14 protein-coding genes and 1 pseudogene are annotated in these 17,083 nt (G+C 41.0%); 5 read left to right on the top strand and 10 right to left on the bottom strand.

Annotated features, from left to right (window positions below; all coding sequences use genetic code 11):
• Positions 1–67 precede the first annotated feature (67 nt).
• Positions 68–367 carry a hypothetical protein gene (locus BGO64_RS05935; RefSeq protein ID WP_005303889.1) on the bottom strand — a complete coding sequence of 100 codons (300 nt, stop codon included), beginning with the start codon at positions 365–367 and terminating at the stop codon, positions 68–70.
• Between the two features lie 514 nt (positions 368–881).
• On the opposite strand from BGO64_RS05935, the gene BGO64_RS05940 reads away from it, so the two are divergent.
• Positions 882–1,334, top strand: coding sequence for an Xre family toxin-antitoxin system antitoxin (locus BGO64_RS05940; protein WP_010675351.1), 453 nt, complete (start codon positions 882–884; stop codon positions 1,332–1,334).
• An 817-nt stretch (positions 1,335–2,151) separates the two neighbouring features.
• Here BGO64_RS05940 and tolC read toward each other — a convergent pair.
• The 3 genes from tolC to BGO64_RS05960 all read right to left on the bottom strand — a co-directional run bounded on the left by tolC (position 2,152) and on the right by BGO64_RS05960 (position 8,221).
• Complete coding sequence (gene tolC / locus BGO64_RS05950) at positions 2,152–3,453, bottom strand: outer membrane channel protein TolC (protein WP_041202624.1); 1,302 nt, start codon at positions 3,451–3,453, stop codon at positions 2,152–2,154.
• An 86-nt stretch (positions 3,454–3,539) separates the two neighbouring features.
• Complete coding sequence (locus tag BGO64_RS05955) at positions 3,540–6,680, bottom strand: efflux RND transporter permease subunit (protein ID WP_005303884.1); 3,141 nt, start codon at positions 6,678–6,680, stop codon at positions 3,540–3,542.
• Entirely contained in the window at positions 6,677–8,221 is a 1,545-nt protein-coding gene (locus tag BGO64_RS05960; RefSeq protein ID WP_286700328.1) for an efflux RND transporter periplasmic adaptor subunit, read from the bottom strand. Before BGO64_RS05960 ends, BGO64_RS05955 begins: the two co-directional genes overlap by 4 nt.
• 208 nt (positions 8,222–8,429) lie before the next feature.
• Here BGO64_RS05960 and BGO64_RS05965 point away from each other — a divergent pair, with 208 nt between their 5' ends.
• From BGO64_RS05965 to BGO64_RS05980, 4 genes and pseudogenes are all read left to right on the top strand, one after another.
• A complete protein-coding gene (locus BGO64_RS05965; RefSeq protein WP_010675347.1) occupies positions 8,430–8,753 on the top strand; it encodes a hypothetical protein in 324 nt (107 codons plus the stop codon).
• A 191-nt stretch (positions 8,754–8,944) separates the two neighbouring features.
• Complete coding sequence (locus tag BGO64_RS05970; RefSeq protein WP_005303881.1) at positions 8,945–9,631, top strand: heavy metal response regulator transcription factor; 687 nt, start codon at positions 8,945–8,947, stop codon at positions 9,629–9,631.
• A complete protein-coding gene (locus tag BGO64_RS05975; protein WP_005303879.1) occupies positions 9,621–10,976 on the top strand; it encodes a heavy metal sensor histidine kinase in 1,356 nt (451 codons plus the stop codon). The genes BGO64_RS05970 and BGO64_RS05975 overlap by 11 nt, the downstream gene beginning before the upstream one ends.
• Positions 10,977–11,088: 112 nt before the next feature.
• A pseudogene (locus tag BGO64_RS05980) lies at positions 11,089–11,187 on the top strand (IS5/IS1182 family transposase); the annotation flags it as partial.
• Positions 11,188–11,321: 134 nt separating this feature from the next.
• Here the strand turns inward: BGO64_RS05980 and BGO64_RS05985 are convergent.
• The 6 genes from BGO64_RS05985 to BGO64_RS06010 form a co-directional block, all read right to left on the bottom strand.
• Positions 11,322–13,730: a heavy metal translocating P-type ATPase gene (locus tag BGO64_RS05985; RefSeq protein ID WP_052130372.1), complete on the bottom strand. Its 2,409-nt coding sequence runs from the start codon at positions 13,728–13,730 to the stop codon at positions 11,322–11,324.
• Between the two features lie 3 nt (positions 13,731–13,733).
• On the bottom strand, positions 13,734–14,375 hold the full coding sequence (locus tag BGO64_RS05990; RefSeq protein WP_005303876.1) for a methyltransferase family protein: 642 nt from the start codon (positions 14,373–14,375) through the stop codon (positions 13,734–13,736).
• On the bottom strand, positions 14,372–14,713 hold the full coding sequence (locus tag BGO64_RS05995; protein WP_286700329.1) for a DUF2933 domain-containing protein: 342 nt from the start codon (positions 14,711–14,713) through the stop codon (positions 14,372–14,374). Before BGO64_RS05995 ends, BGO64_RS05990 begins: the two co-directional genes overlap by 4 nt.
• Positions 14,714–14,991: 278 nt before the next feature.
• Positions 14,992–15,525, bottom strand: a complete 534-nt coding sequence (locus BGO64_RS06000) for a cupredoxin family protein (RefSeq protein ID WP_005303871.1) — start codon at positions 15,523–15,525, stop codon at positions 14,992–14,994.
• Between the two features lie 20 nt (positions 15,526–15,545).
• Complete coding sequence (locus BGO64_RS06005; protein WP_005303868.1) at positions 15,546–16,403, bottom strand: copper resistance protein B; 858 nt, start codon at positions 16,401–16,403, stop codon at positions 15,546–15,548.
• Between the two features lie 11 nt (positions 16,404–16,414).
• A partial coding sequence (locus tag BGO64_RS06010; RefSeq protein WP_275872953.1) for a multicopper oxidase domain-containing protein occupies positions 16,415–17,083 on the bottom strand: 669 nt, incomplete at its 5' end.

The following is a 17,083-nucleotide window of genomic DNA, read 5'->3' on the forward strand; positions in this document are numbered from 1 at the left end:
CTCACAGAATGAGTCGATGATAAGAGATTTTTATCTCCACACAAACTAGAGTATGGGAGCATATTACTCATATTATTTCCCTATTAGAATAATCACGCCCAAATGTGTCTGGGTTTGCAGCCTCATAGTCATCGTCAAACATATGTTCCCCGCGATGCATCTCCCTCACTGTTGCGAGTGTACCGAAAAAGCACATTTCACACAGATGCACCTTATAACGTTCACCATCGTGACGGGAACCATAGCCAAAATCCGCCGATAACGAGCCGTATTGATTGGTTCCAAAATTCGTTTTTGTACTACGACCACAGACATCACAGAGAATGTCAACGACCTGCTCTGTTGGCACAATTTCTTTTACGAGCATGCTACGCTCCTAATCTGATGAGAATAGGAGTTATCATACGCGGACACACTATATATATTGCAACTTGTTTTGGTTACTTTCTGGTATCCATGCGAATGAGAGCTTTCACTTCGACAACAGTGGCGCCGATAGGAACACCTATCGAACTCAATAACTCGCCATTTTCAGTTCTGGTAACCTCGGGATCACCCTTATACCAACACCATTCTCGGCCAGTTTTTGTGTCGGCTGCCTCTAAGATGCCACAACGATAATCAAAATTGATGGTCACTGAATGTTCTCTCGGCTAGCTAGTGGTTATAGCATAGTAAATATATGAGAATTCAAGTCTCATAAAGACCCCAGATAGAATTATGCACAGAGATTCACGAAAAAGTTGGTATTGCCCGAATGGGGCGCTTCAACCTCTGTATCCTGTGCCTCATCCAACAAAGTCCTCAGACCCATCGCCATCGCCACATGGAACAGATAGGATAAGGTAATCTGGTATCGTAGGTTCAGGGGAGATTTCATCATGTCCTATGCGAGTTATCATCCAGGTAAGGCTACGGCCTCTACTAAGACAATATTTGACTCTCTTGGCATACCGAGTGACCCGTTGGGGGCACATCTATGGATCGTGGCTGGCGTAGCTCCTGGCATCATTCATCGACTAGCTGAATTGATGAACACAGACTCAGGTTTGATATGCCGCTTAGCAGGCATTAGCCGGAGCACTGTTGCTCGCAAGCTGAGGATTGAGGCTCCCCTATCAATCTCGCAGGGCACCAGGGTATACGGCGTTGTACAGGCCCTAGATGCGGTTCTCTCCCTCCATGAGCACGACACCACCAGAGCGATTTCATGGTTAAGCCGCCCAGCCTGGGGCTTAGGTGGCATAGCTCCAGCTGAGGTATTGACGACACAAATGGGGGTTCTGGCTGTTGTCGATCTGGTGGGACGGATTAGGCATGGGGTTTGCGTATAAGCAATAAGTCGGGGGGCGGTGAGAATAAAACCATCCAGATTGGCTAAATTTTCACCAAACAGAATTATTTTCAAACTTTTTCACATCCCCCCACTTGAAAAATTCGGAAAATTGTCCATTTACTAATTATGAGAGCTATAAATTAATTTTTTCCATTTCAACATTCCGCTGCTGCGCAGCGAAGAGAAACCAGTTTTACTACCCCCCCCATAAGCTATTTTTTTAAATAAATGAAATTTAAAGAGCACTGATAAATTAAAGTTCCTTAACTTAGCTTAAGATATCAATGCTCCATCACTCAGTAATAAATTAGATTCATATAAACAGAAAACAGAAAACAGAAAACAGAAAACAGAAAACAGAAATGTAACCTCAGTTAAGATGTGGTTATATTCGCCCTGTAGGGCGGAAATTTAAAAGGTGTTTTTGCTAGGGAAGGTGCGAATAAGCGGGGAAATTCTTCTCGGCTGACTCAGTCATTTCATTTTTTCAGTTTGAACCGATCTTTTCTCCCGTAAATGCCTTGAATCAGCCTATTTAGACCGTTTCTTCGCCATTTAAGGCGTTATTCCCAGTTTTTAGTGAGATCTCTCCCACTGACGTATCATTTGGTCCGCCCGAAACAGGTTGGCCAGCGTGAATAACATCGCCAGTTGGTTATCGTTTTTCAGTAAGTTGATGACTCATGATGAACCCTTTTTCATGGCTCCAGATGACAAACATGATCTCATATCAGGGACTTGTTCGCACCTTCCCTAGGTTAAATGAAAGGCATCAGTGCAAAACTGATGCCTATTGAAAAATAGATTACACACAACTACCTTAAATTAACTAAACCATTATCAATATCAATTATTTCTTTTTTACCTAAAGACCCTGAATTTAATTTCAATGTGGCAACGTTGACTATGTAACTATATCTAGAAATAGCTAACTTTGTCTTTGCATCATACAATTTTCTATTAGCATCCAATACATCAATGATAGTCCTAGTGCCAACCTCATATCCTGCCTCGGTCGCTTTTAAAGCACTTTCAGCAGAAACTACAGCTTGTTGGTATGCTCGAACGGATCCTATGCTTGCATTAACATTGTTATATGAAGACTTAACTGCACTCATGACCGAGCGATAACTTTTCTCCAGCTGCTCACTGGCAGCAACATAGTCAAAAGAAGATTGTTTGACTTGTGATGCTGTTGCACCACCTGTATATAGTGGCAATGAAAATTTAATACCAATGTCGCCTTGATTGGAATAACCGTCCGTATTAACTGTATTATCTTTGTAGTTATTATAAGTTGAAGATAACCCCATAGTAAGATCAACTAATGGCTTATGTCCTGACTTAGATAAATCGATCTGCATCTTCGCAAGTTCTTTTTTAATCCGAGCCTGATGTAATGCCAAATTTTTTTCAATTGCTGCATCAGTCCACTTATCAATTTTCCATAAAGTTTTTTGAGGACTGAAACGCTCTGTATCAAGCTTATTAAGCTTTCTATGCTCAAGACCAGTTAACTCACGTAGAGCCTCATAGCTATTTTCAAGCGTGTTCTCTGCATAGATCTCATCGGCAAAAGACTGATCGAAGGCGGCCTCTGCCTCATGTACATCAGTAATCGCGGCCAAACCTACCTCAAAACGCTGCTGGGTTTGAGCAAGCTGCCTCTGAATTGCCGTTTTCGTTGCCTGAGAATAAATCAGCGAATCTTCAGCCTGGAGAACATTAAAATATGTCTGTATTGTACGAAGCACTAAGTTTTGATGCTCAAGAACATAAGAAACATCTGATAGTGTCGCATTCTTCGCAGCTAAATCAAGATTAATCCAATTAGCACTGTTGTAGAGAGATTGCTCTAGATTGATTGCACTATTCGTTGCGCTCCCAGTTTGCATATCCAGATTATCGTCAACATAGTTAGCACTAAGACCAAGATTTATCTTTGGTAGAAATGATGCTTGCTCTTCATTGATTTTTTCGAATGATTGGTCACGCATTGCCTTTGACTCAAGAAGTTGCGGATCCTTTTGCTTCGCCAAGTTATAAATATCTAGCAAGCCCTCCGCATGCGTGTAACTACTAAGAAGAGCGAGTATAGGTAAAAACATTTTGTTCATCATGATAGATACCAACAGATTGTAAATAAAGAAAACGAAAGTAGCGGATGCATATTCATATAATGCATCCGCCTGTGCACCAACCGTTATTCAGGCATATCAACACCTGTAGTATTAGTGATGCTCTTCAGAGTACGTCTACGCCATAAGTAAAATGCCGCAGGTAGAACTAAGAGAGTTAAAACGAGTGCGCTTACCATCCCACCAATCATTGGCGCGGCTATTCGTTGCATAACCTCAGAGCCAGTCCCATGACTCCACATGATAGGTAATAGGCCAGCAATTATCGTTACCACTGTCATCATTTTAGGACGTAGTCGCATTGCAGCTCCATGGATAACGGCACCATGTAATCCTGCATTATCAAGTTTATCGTTCTTAACGAGATCATCCCAAGCATGGTTGAGATAGATCAACATCAATACACCTGTTTCTACAGCGACACCTGCAAGTGCTATGAATCCAACTCCAACGGCCACTGACATATTAAATCCAGCTAGCCACACGTACCAAATGCCACCAACTATAGCAAGAGGCAAGGTCGTAAGAATAAGAAGCACTTCTTGAACACGCCGAAACGCCAAGTAAAGCAATAGAACTATGATGGCAACGGTTAATGGGACTACATAGGTAAGGCGAGCTTTAGCTCGTTCCATATATTCGTATTGACCAGACCAAGTAATAGAGTACCCAGCAGGAAGAACTAATTGTTCTCCGACCATTTTTTTTGCATCCGCGACAAATGATCCAATATCTCTATTACTAATATCAACATATACCCAACCATTTAACCTAGCATTTTCACTTCGCAACATTGGGGCTTCATCGCTAATATAAATTCGAGCAACATCAGCTAGAGCAATTCGTTCACCTTTGGGAGTGATCAAAGGAAGCAACTCTAGACTAGCGACTGAGTCGCGATAGCTTTGTGGATAGCGTATATTGATTGGATATCGCTCTCGCCCCTCTATCGTCTGTCCAACATCCATGCCGCCCACAGCCGTTGCTAGTACTGCTTGAACATCCGCAATATTGAGTCCATATCGGGCAGCCTTCAGTCTATCGATATCAACTTTGACATAACGACCACCGGCGACACGCTCAGCATACACGGATGATGCCCCCTCTACACTGCCAACAATTTTCTCAAGTTGCTGTCCTATTTTTTGTATCACTTTAAGATCTGGACCAGCAATCTTGATCCCAACAGGTGTTTTAATTCCTGTTGCGAGCATATCTGTTCGAGTCTTGATTGGGGGGACCCACGCATTTGTCAAACCAGGAAATTGAATTAATGAGTCTAGCTCTTCCCGTAATTTCTCTGGTGTCATCCCAGGACGCCACTCTGATTGAGGCTTCAGCTGAATAGTGGTTTCCATCATAACAAGATCAGCTGGATCTGTTGCACTATCCGCACGGCCAGCCTTACCGAATACATTCTTTACCTCAGGGACAGTTCTAATCAGCTTATCTGTTTGTTGTAATATCTCTCGCGTTTTCCCTACCGAGATATTTGTTGCCGTTGTCGGCATATACATCAGATCCCCCTCATCAAGTGGAGGAATAAACTCAGACCCTAAATATTTTAAAGGCAAGAAACCAACAACGGTCACGATAAATGCTAAAGTAAGAGTCACCTTCGGCCATGCTAAGACGCATTTCAGCAAAGGTATATAACCCTGACTTAGCCATCTATTAATTGGGTTCGCTTGTTCAGCAAGTACCTTACCACGAATAAAGTACCCCATTACAACAGGGACTAACGTTATTGCAAGTGCAGCAGCTGCGGCCATAGCATAAGTCTTAGTATATGCGAGCGGAGCAAACATCCGCCCTTCTTGTGCTTCAAGAGCAAATACTGGTAAAAAGCTCATGGTAATAATTAATAGAGAGAAAAATATAGCAGGGCCGACTTCTGCACTGGCCTCTCCAATTACCTTCCATCTGTTTTCATTAGTTAGGGGTGTCTGTTCCATATGCTTATGGACATTTTCAATCATTACAATTGCACCATCAACCATTGCTCCAATTGCGATGGCTATCCCTCCCAAAGACATTATGTTGGCGTTGACACCCTGTATATTCATTATTATAAATGCAACTAGAATTGCGATTGGTAGGGTGATAATCACTACTAACGATGACCGTAGGTGGAATAAAAATGCTAAACAAACTAATACAACAACAATAAACTCTTCCAGTAACTTCCCTGAAAGGTTGTCGATTGCTCTTTGGATTAGATCTGAGCGGTCATATACAGTTATTATCTCAACCCCATCTGGTAGACTACTTTTTAATTCATCAAGACGAGTCTTAACTCCATCAATAGTGTGTTGTGCATTTTCGCCATAACGCATGACGATAATGCCCCCAACGACTTCACCTTCACCATTGAGCTCTGCGATGCCTCGACGTACTTGAGGGCCAGTTACCACATCCGCTACATCACCTAGCAATAGTGGAGCACCACGTACATTTGTTCCTAATGGAATGTTTTTTAGATCAGAGACATTTTTCAAATACCCATTGGAGCGAACCATATACTCAGCTTCGGCCATCTCGATAACTGAAGCACCTGTTTCCTGGTTACCTTGTTCTATTGCTGTCTGAATTAAAGACAAAGGTACACCATATGCACGCAGCTTATTGGGGTCTACACGAACCTGATACTGACGAACCATTCCTCCAACCGTAGCGACTTCAGAAACCCCCTCTACAGTCTGTAATTCATACTTTAAAAACCAGTTTTGCAGTGAGGTTAATTCACTTAAGTCATGCTTACCTGTTCTATCGATCAGTGCATACTGATAGACCCAACCAACACCAGTTGCATCAGGCCCAAGCTGGGGCCTCGCAGAAGATGGTAAATTAGGAGCAACTTGGCTCAAGTATTCTAAAACTCGCGCCCGCGCCCAATACAAATCCGTATTGTCATCGAATAGAACATAAACGAAAGAATCACCAAAGAAAGAATAACCACGGACGGTAGTTGCACCAGGAACAGCAAGCATGGCGGTGGTTAATGGGTAAGTTACTTGGTCTTCAACTACTTGTGGTGCTTGCCCAGGATAACTTGTTTTGATAATAACTTGAACATCCGACAAATCAGGCAGCGCATCAACAGGAGTTTGCTTGACTGACCATATTCCCCATGCAGTGAGCAACACACTTAACAAAAGAACAAGGAATCGATTGCCAATAGACCATCGAATTATTGATGTGATCATTTCTGACCTCCTATCTCATCCATTTCGGCCATATCATGCTTGGAATGGTCCAATTGTGGAGCAGATGGAGCCTTACCTTTCCCGTTGCTACTATTTGAATCTGAATTTTTAATATTTGTTTTAGCAATCGGCTCCTTGATACCAGTTATAATGTATCGTTCCCCATCCTGCCTTAGCAAAACACTCACGGAGTGACCCATCTTTAAACTTGAAGGAGCAATACTCTTATCAAGTTCAAAGCTCATACGCATTGCTGGCCATTGCCATTCTGGTACTTGTTGGTGTGCAATTGTGATCTGCCTATTCTGACCAATATCAACGATGTCAGCATTGACCCAGACTTGAGCAGGACGAAATGCAGTCATGCGCTGGAAGTCGGAACTGATACTTGACTCAGAGTCTAATAAAAACTGAGCAGACCTTACTATCTCATCACCTTCTTCAACTCCAGATGTAACAACGATATGTTCCCTAAACTGAGAACCGAGAGTGACTTCAACAGATTTGAAGCGCCCATCACCTAATGACAGCACTACTCGATTCTGCGTTCCTGTTCTAATAATAGCCTCACTAGGCACCACAAGATTAGACTCGGTTCCACCGGCTTTTATGTTGATCTGAGCAAACATATTCGGCTTAAGGAACTCGTCTGGATTATCAAAGCGTAGCCTGACCTTAAGCGTTCTAGTTGATGCGTTTAGGGTGGGATATAAATAATCAACTTTCCCGACCCAAGTTCTGCTTGGCGCATAATCAAGAGTCATGGTAACTGGATCTCCCAATTTCAATACGGTAGCTTGGCGCTCAAAAATTTCTGCACTGACCCAAACTTGTTGTAATGTGCTGATATTAAATAGCGCCTCAGCTGGTTCTACGTACTGTCCCTCTCGAATTTTTAGCTCAGAAATATATCCATCACTAGGTGCATAGAAATTAATTGTTTCACGCACTTTCCTAGTTCGCTTTAAAATAGATATTTGATCACTTGGAATTTGTAGCGCCTTGAGTTTCCCTTCTGCGGCTCGAATCAACAAAGGGTTACTGCTATTCATGGCCAACAAGTATTCATGCTGCGCATTTACTAAATCAGGGGCATATAATGCGTAAATAAAACTACCTTTGGTAACCCTTTGCCCCTCACTTTTAATTGCAAGGGTTCGTACCCAGCCAGCCATACGTGAGTTGATAGCTTCAAGACGGTCTTCATCATATCCAACATATCCAACAGTATCAATTTCCTGATAAGTAGGAGCTCGTTTGACTTGATCGAGACGAACACCAAGATTCTGCTGTATTTCCGGTGATATTGTAACTGTGCCAGCTGACCCTTGACCTTGAGCTTTCTCTTCATAAACAGGAATGAAATCCATTCCCATTGTGTCCTTGGCTGGAGAAGGTCTCTTATCAGCTGGATCCATCGGGTTTACCCAATAAAGAGGTTGTTTTTCCTTTAATGTATTTACATCTTTAAAATTTGTGAGCAGGTAGACACTACCGCCTCCTGCGACAAAAACTAACAACATTGCAATAAATTTCATCATGCCATGCCCCTTAAGATATATTCAAAATATGGAAAACCAGGTGGTGTAAAATCATCTCTCATACCCCAATAGGGTGAATCATACATACTTGCCCTCTTAAAGATCTATATCCTTACGGTAATGTAATCTTGCTGACAGCAGCATGTAATGTTGATTGTATATAGTGATAAGCGATAACCGTGCAATAACAACGAAATGAGGTAATCCAATGAAAATCAAGACCATCTTAGCTGCGCTCACCATGTTGATTAGTAGTTCAGCGGCTTTCGCTAATGCCCCAATGCCTTTCGATCTTAGAGCAGGGCATGGAGTAGTCTATGTAGAATGGAAAATATCTGCATTGCCTACTGACTCCGTGGACGTATCCACCCCCGATGGCACGAAACTGGGCGTTGTGAAGGCTCTCCCTGGTAAGACCAAGCAGTTAACACTTCCTTCTGATAAAAATATTAAAGAAGTTATCGTGGACTATAAAGGAACCATTCATAACGTCTCTCTCTCGCATGGTATGGGAAGCGGTAGTAACCGTTAAGATCTTCCACATGTAAAAAACGGCCAGCTTATGCTGGCCGTTTTTTAAACATTAAAAATAATCATTCTAGATTTTATAATTTCGATATAACCTTCATTGAAACTCTTGATGCAGCTGGATTTTTTTTATTTTTTAGTGTATGTAGTAGCATAGACTACTGACTATCTTAATACTGCATATTGGAGAACATAATGAATATTTTAGTTGTTGAAGATGAGCCAAAGATAGGTGAGTATTTAAAGAAAGGACTCACTGAGTCAGGCTACATTGTTACTCTCGCCACAAATGGAATTGATGGTCGCTTTTATATACTTAGCCATGAATTTGACTTAATAATACTAGATATTATGTTACCTGGGATTAACGGATGGCAGCTTCTTGAGGAAATTAGAAATATAAACATTCAAGTACCTGTCATGTTCCTGACGGCAAAAGATGGTGTCGGAGATAGAGTAAAGGGGCTAGAGTCTGGAGCTGATGATTATCTTTCAAAACCATTTGCATTCACTGAACTACTAGCCAGAATAAAAAACCTTCTTAGGCGATCCAAAGACAATCATATTGAAGAGGTTATATCAATTTCAGATTTGATTATAAACATCAAATCAAGAACAGTTAAGCGGTCGGGTAAAAAAATACATCTCACCCCTAAAGAATATCTATTACTTGAGTTATTAGCTCGGCGGCATGGTGAAGTATTACCTCGCTCATTAATTGCCTCTTTGGTATGGGATATGAATTTTGACAGCGATACAAATGTAATAGATGTTGCAATCAGAAGATTAAGAGCCAAGGTTGATGATGATTATCAAATAAAATTAATTCATACTATTCGAGGAATGGGATATAAATTAGAAGGTGCTGGCGATGAAGAGTAACATGCCTATAACTATACGTGCTATGCTTTTTGTTTCTGTCGCCATAACGATCAGTATGATTTCCTTGTTATTTTTGGTAGAGACATCTATCAAAAATCATTTCTTAGACCTTGATAATGAAACGATAGATAACAAAACGATTATTATCGAGCAGTTTTCAAAGCGCATAGATGCAGTTCAAAGAATTATCAATTGGGATACAATCAATCCTGACTCTAATTTTTATATCGAGATATTAAAAGATGGTAAAAAAATATATAGGAGTGAACGAGATAGCTTTAATTTGAGAAAGTTCAGCAATACACTAATTCATGTATCTGAAACTGACACTTCCGCTCCACATAAATATCTCAGTAAAAACATTAATTTTAAAAAAAATGATAACTCCTATTCAGTCGTGTTCTATTTAGACTCAAGTGTTCACTCTCATTTTTTGTCTGACTTTAGGATGCAGCTATTAATCATAGTCTTTGGTGTTTGGGCGATCATAATATTGTCTACATACTTGGGTATAAGGCAAGGCCACAAACCTATTTATATATTAAGCAAACATATGTCGACTATTCAGGCTGAACAGTTGAACTCAACATTAGAACCCAACCAATATCCGAGAGAGTTAAGGGAGTTGGTTGACTCATTCAATACCATGCTATCTAAACTAAACAATAGTTTCGTTAAGTTATCTGATTTTTCAGATGATGTAGCGCATGAACTAAGAACCCCATTAACCAATATAATCATGCAGGCTCAAGTTGGGTTAAATCAAGACAGGAGCATCTCCGAATATAAAGAGTTCCTATATTCAATTCTGGAAGAGCTTGAGCGTTTGGCAAAGATGGTTAGCGATATGCTGTGGATTGCCAGGTCAGACAAAGGTTTGATTTCTGCAAATAAAGAATTTTTAGATTCAGAGAATGAACTTTCTTCTATTTTAGATTTCTTTATGTATTTAGCAGAAGAAAAAAGCCTTACGTTTAACGTTGCAAATACTAATAAGCTTATATTTGCTGACAAAATAATGTTTCGTCGTTCGATATCCAATCTGATATCTAACGCAATAAAATACTCAGAGAGCAACTCTGCCATTAGCATCTCAATATCAAACGATGAAGGAAATAATTCTATCATTGAAATAAAGAACAAATGCAAAGATATATCTTACGATGAATCCTTGAGAATGTTTGATCGATTTTATAGGGCAGATTTATCAAGATCTAGCAATAACGATAGTGTCGGGTTGGGTCTATCGATTGTTAAATCGATAACCGAAGTTAATGGAGGGAAGGCATGGAACAAATTAAGTGGTGATTATATTTCATTTTATATATTATTCCCAGCCAAATAGCTTTTAGCTATTTAACGTAGGACGACACTAGCATTATTAAAGAGCATGGTTGCCAAAATCAGCCAGTAAGTCATGACTTCCCCAGCCCCAAGTGACAGCTACGCACGGGGCTTCCTTACAGGCAGGCAATGCGCAGGTGGCGGGGGAAATCCTAGCAGGGGTAAAGGTCATGAACAGGATAATGGGCTTAAGTATGCCCGTTTGGCAGTAAGTCAGTTGGGTAAGGAAAACGATCAGGGAGCAAGCAGCCTTGTTTTAAAATTAACTAGCAAGGCCACTTGGTCGTGGAATGTCGATAGGTGACATTTAGACTCATCTGCGGACATATAACCTCCGCAGATAGGATCAAGCATTCGTGACCTTCATACCACGGAGTCTCAGCGCGTTCAAAATTACCGAGACTGAACTTAAGCTCATAGCTAACGCCGCGACCATTGGTGATAACAGGAATCCCGTAGACGCATAGAATACACCTGCGGCAAGCGGTATACCAAAAACATTATATATGAAAGCGAACGCTAGATTTTGTTTCATATTTTTTATCGTTATGTTTGATAATGTTCTGGCTAATGCAATCCCTCGTAAATCACCTTTGACTAAAGTAACGGAGGCGCTACTAATTGCCACATCAGTACCTGTTCCCATAGCGACACCAACATCAGATCTTGCTAATGCAGGGGCATCGTTAATACCATCTCCCGCCATCGCCACAATATGCCCCATCTGTTGAAACTTGGTGACTAGAGCCAATTTCTCTGAAGGTTTAACATCGCCATATATTTCGCTAATACCGAGCTTACCCCCCACAGCCCTAGCTGTAGATAGACTATCGCCAGTAGCCATAATTACAGTTACCCCACTTTTTTTCAATGCATCCAAAGCTTCCTGTGTGGATGATTTTATTGGGTCACTTATGACTAGCAAGCCAACGATGGTAAGATTTACGGCCAGGAACATCACACTAGCACCTTCGTGACGTAATCGATCTGCATCATCCTTCACTGCCTGTGTACTTATTCCCTCTTGCTCCATCAAAGATGCATTACCCAGTAAAAGGAACTTTTCAGCTACGATACCTTTTACACCATTCCCTGGAATGGTTTCAAAATCGCTGACATGATGTAGAGTCAAGAATCTATCTTTCGCTGCTGTGACAATTGCTTGTGCTAATGGGTGCTCACTTCCTTGATCTAAACTGGCAGCTAATCTCAGTATTTCATCATTTTCTAAGCCGTTTACTGATATGGCTTGTTCAAATATAGGATGACCTGCGGTAAGCGTACCAGTTTTATCGACAATCAATATATCGACCTTCCTGAAATTTTCTATCGCAGCTGCATCTCTAAATAATATTCCTTGTGTTGCACCTTTACCAGTCGCTACCATAATTGACATCGGTGTTGCCAAGCCTAATGCACAAGGACAAGCAATTATTAATACAGCAACCGCATTCAGTAAACCATACTGCCAGCCTGTTGTGGCCCCCAAAAAACCCCAAGTGAAGAACGTGGTTATGGCAATGAGTACAACAACAACAACAAAATTACCTGCTATTTTATCAGCCATTCCCTGCATTGGGGCCTTGGAACGCTGTGCTTGCACAACCATATTAACGATTTGAGCCAGCATGGTTTGTGAACCCACTTTTTCTGAACTCATGGTAAGAGATCCTGTTGTATTCAACGTTGCTCCGATTACTTTATCACCTCGTTTTTTACTTACCGGAATAGGCTCTCCTGTCAGCATTGACTCGTCAATTGTACTGATACCATCAACAACGACCCCATCCACAGGAACTTTTTCACCAGGTCGGATACGTAAAATGTCTCCCACCTGAACTTGGGAAAGTGGAATATCTCGTTCGCTTCTATCTGGATATATTATACGGGCAGTTTTTGGAGCTAGTCCTATTAACAACCGAATCGCCTCAGAGGTTTTTGAGCGAGCTTTTAACTCCATGATTTGACCTAGCAGCGTCAGTGAGATGATGACATCTGCCGCTTCAAAATAGACAGCAACCCGTCCCATTGACTGAAACGACACAGGGAATATATCTGGTAATATTGTGGCAATGATACTATAAATAAATGCAGCACCAGTTCCAGTTCCGATTAATGTCCACATATTAGGATTGAAAGTTACTATAGATTGCCACCATCGTTCAAAGAATGGTGATGCAGCCCATAATACTACGGGTAAGGATAGCACCAGCTCAACCCAACTCTGAGTATTCATGCTAAAAAATGCTAATTTATGACCAAGCATTGCTAATAGTGTTACAACAATAGTTAATGGCAAGGTTAACCAAAACCGATACTGGAAAATATAAAGTTCAGAATCACTTTTATCCTCATCTTCAAACTGAGGCATTTCAGGTTCAAGAGCCATACCACATTTAGGACAATTACCAGGCTTGTTAACTCTGACTTCAGGATGCATTGGGCATATATATATGACTTCTTTGTCACTGCCTTTCTGGGCTTGGTGCGCAGTAGATTCACTGGTAGATACGGAAGGCTTCGCATCCGTTCTTACATAAGTTTCTGGATTTTTATTAAAGGCAATAAAACACTTATCACTACAAAAATAATATAGCCCACCATCATATTTAACATATTTTTCAGTGTGATGTATTTTCATACCACAAACAGGATCGGTGTGGTATTGCGAGCCTAATTCTGTTGGTTCCTCTATATCATCATGGCGATGAAAGTCATCGTTTACTGCTGATGGATAAATTTTCTTAATTCTCATCACTCAGCTCCTTACTTTCCATGAAGGTATAAAACGCGGGGTTTTATTTGCATAATCATCATATGCTTTTCCAAATATAGACCTAACCTCGCGCTCTTCTGTGAGCGCGAGGTGCTTATACATAATCAAGAGAATAGGAAACATGAGAAGGGTCAATATAGTTGGCCATTGCAATAGAAAGCCAAACATAATCATAGCAAACGCGACATATTGCGGATGACGAATCTTTGAATAGGGGCCAGTTATAGCGAGTTTATTCATTTTTTGAGAAAAAAAGAGCACATGCCAAGCACTAGAAAGCAAGTAAAATCCGGCACCAATTACAAAATAGCTTAGGATATGCAAGATATTAAAATGTGGGTCACCATTACCCCCTATAAACGTGTACCACAGATGCCCTGAGTTATGAGAGAGCAGATCAACCTCTGGATATTTTTTTTGTAACCAGCCAGACAGGAAATATATTGTCAATGGAAATCCATACATCTCTGTAAACAAAGCAATAATAAATGCAGATATAGATCCAAATGTACGCCAATCCCTAGCCGACTTAGGTTTGAAAAAGCTAAATATAAACATTATAAACACTACTGAATTAAGTACCACAAGCGACCATAATCCATAGGATGAAAAATCGTTACTCATAAGGATTCTCCTTTATCAGATTTATCATTTTGGTCGGGTGAGCTCTTTTGTATATTTTGTTTTTTTTCATCACTACCATGATCGCCGTTTTCATGGTTATCACCATGTCCACCATGTCCACCATGTCCACCATGTCCACCATGTCCACCATGCATGAATACATGCATAAGTGGGCAAGCGAGAAGAAGCAGATATGGTAAGGCTCCCATGAAATGGGCCCAGTGTTCTGTGACCAAAAAGTAGCCAGCAACGCTACCAATGATGATAAAAGCAACCCCAGTTCTAGAACGCCAGAAACCTGGTTCATCAGATTGGTTATGCTCGTGATGTGAATTCATTGACATCCCTCCAATTAATATTAGATGCTGTAGACAACTCATTTTCTCTCAGCACCACGTCCTGTACTCACTCACCCAATAAGTCACACTATCTGAGTGATGCGGTATTTTTTACTTAATATTAAGTATAGTTATACTGCCGAGCATTAATTGGTATTTAGATCTTTTTGTGTCAGCAGATCATCAAACTGTGATATTGGCAAAACTTTTTAACTAAAAACACAAAAAATCAAATAAAAAAAGAGGGGAGCCCCCTCTTTTTTTGTTTGAAAAGTGGATTATTTCACTACCACTTCACCAAGCATTCCAGCCTCCATATGCCCAGGTACAAGACAAGCAAATGATACTGTACCTGCTTTATCAAATTTCCATAGCACTGCACTCTTCTGACTGGGTGCAAGAGAGATCATGTTTGGCATGCTATGTTTCATCTGCATACCTTGCATTTGTTGCATCATTCCCGCATGCTCTTTGAGCTCTGAGGTTGTTCCGAGAACGAACTCATGTGGTAGTTTTCCATTATTCTTTATAAAGAATCGGATTGTTTCACCTTGTTTGACCGATATCGTTTTCGGTGTAAACCGCATGGTGTCATCCATAGATACGTCAATGGTTCTAGACACATCTTTGGCAACACCAGGGGAACCAGCCATACTCCCCATGTCATGCCCCATAGGAGCTGGATTCCCCTTCATTGAACTCATGTCATGGTTCATGCCATTCTTCATTGAGTTCATGTCATGACCTTGCTCAGAAGCCATCACACCCGTAGAAATTACTATCACAGCAGCAGTAATCATTTTGAATTTCATACATTACCTTCCTTATGTAATCAGAACCAGAATCTGGCACCTGCAATAAATCTCGTATCAGATGTACTCTCCCCATGATCTTTTGCTAGATCGTATGTATTGCCAGCGAGAGTTTTCCATTCAACGCCTATGTAAGGAGCAAACTGCCTACTTATTTCATAACGTAACCGCAAGCCAGTGCTGATGTCTGAGATACCTCGCCCAACAGACATATCATCATTATCTTTACTGTAAATATTCATTGCAGCTTGGGGCTGTAGTATCAATTTCTGAGTAAGTAAGAGGTCATATTCCGCCTCTAGGCTTAAAAGCATTAGACCATGCTGATCTACAAATAAAGAGGAGTCAACCTCAAACCAATATGGCGCTAATCCTTGTAGGCCAAGGGCAAGCCATCCTTTATCGCTTCTAGATTGATATGTATCATATCTTGCTCCAAAAAGGATGTCCCAGTATGCAGATGTAGCATACCCATAAAGAACTTGGTTTTCTGTATCCTGTAATGAATTTTTATATTCACCTTCAGATTTAAACCATATTTTTTGATAGTCTTTCCCTACCCAAGCAAGGGCTTTGTAGGAAGCATAATTTTCCTCTCGTCCATTTGAATATTCAAGCCTGTCAATTAACAGAGAAGAAAAGGTATGTTCATCTGCTAAGGAAAGCTGCTCTCTGCCTTCAAAAAGGCTTGGGCCTGAACTAAGTGTGAGTCCATCAGAATATTCATCAGGGCTTCTTTGTTCGCTATCCTCAGATGCGGTTAAATCAGGGTGATAGCCGCTAACAGCATCTTTTGACTCCTCAGAAAAAGAAAGAGAAGCAAATAACCCAAGGCTGATCAACCATATTCCATTTTTTACTATACTTTGAATTAGCATTATTTATTTCCTCAAGAAACCACTACTTCACGGAACATTCCAGCATCCATATGGAACATAATATGACAGTGCCAAGCCCAACGGCCAATGGCATCAGCGGTCACAAGAAAACTAATTCGTTGTGCTGGCTGCACAGGTATTGTGTGCTTTCTTGCCAAAAAGGAGCCATCTTCATTCTCAAGTTCACTCCACATACCATGTAAATGCATGGGATGGGTCATCATGGTGTCATTGTGGAGAGTAATTCTAACTCTTTCTCCATAATTAAAATGAATTGGTGTTGATTTACCGAACTCAACGCCATCAAACGACCATGTATAGCGTTCCATATTTCCAGTCAAATGAAGTTCAATTTCGCGTTCTGCTGGTCTTGGATCTATGGGCCCACCTTTAGTTTTCAGGTCTGCTAACGTAAGCACTCTTCTCCCATTATTACGTAGCCCTACACCAGGGTCATTCAGATTGCGTCTTGGTGTATCTACCCTCGCATCAACACTGGGCCCAAACTCTGTACTGGCATGCCTAACCTTGCTTGGCGGTGTAGCATTACTCATACCAGCCATAGAACCATGATCCATACCAGCCATGGAGCTATGATCCATCGTTGGCATTGCCCCCGATGCCATGCCAGGCATTGAGCCATGATCCATACCTGCCATAGAGCTATGATCCATCGCTGG

Source organism: Aeromonas sp. 62-46 (assembly GCF_001898585.1).
Classification (GTDB): Bacteria; Pseudomonadota; Gammaproteobacteria; order Enterobacterales; family Aeromonadaceae; genus Aeromonas; species Aeromonas caviae.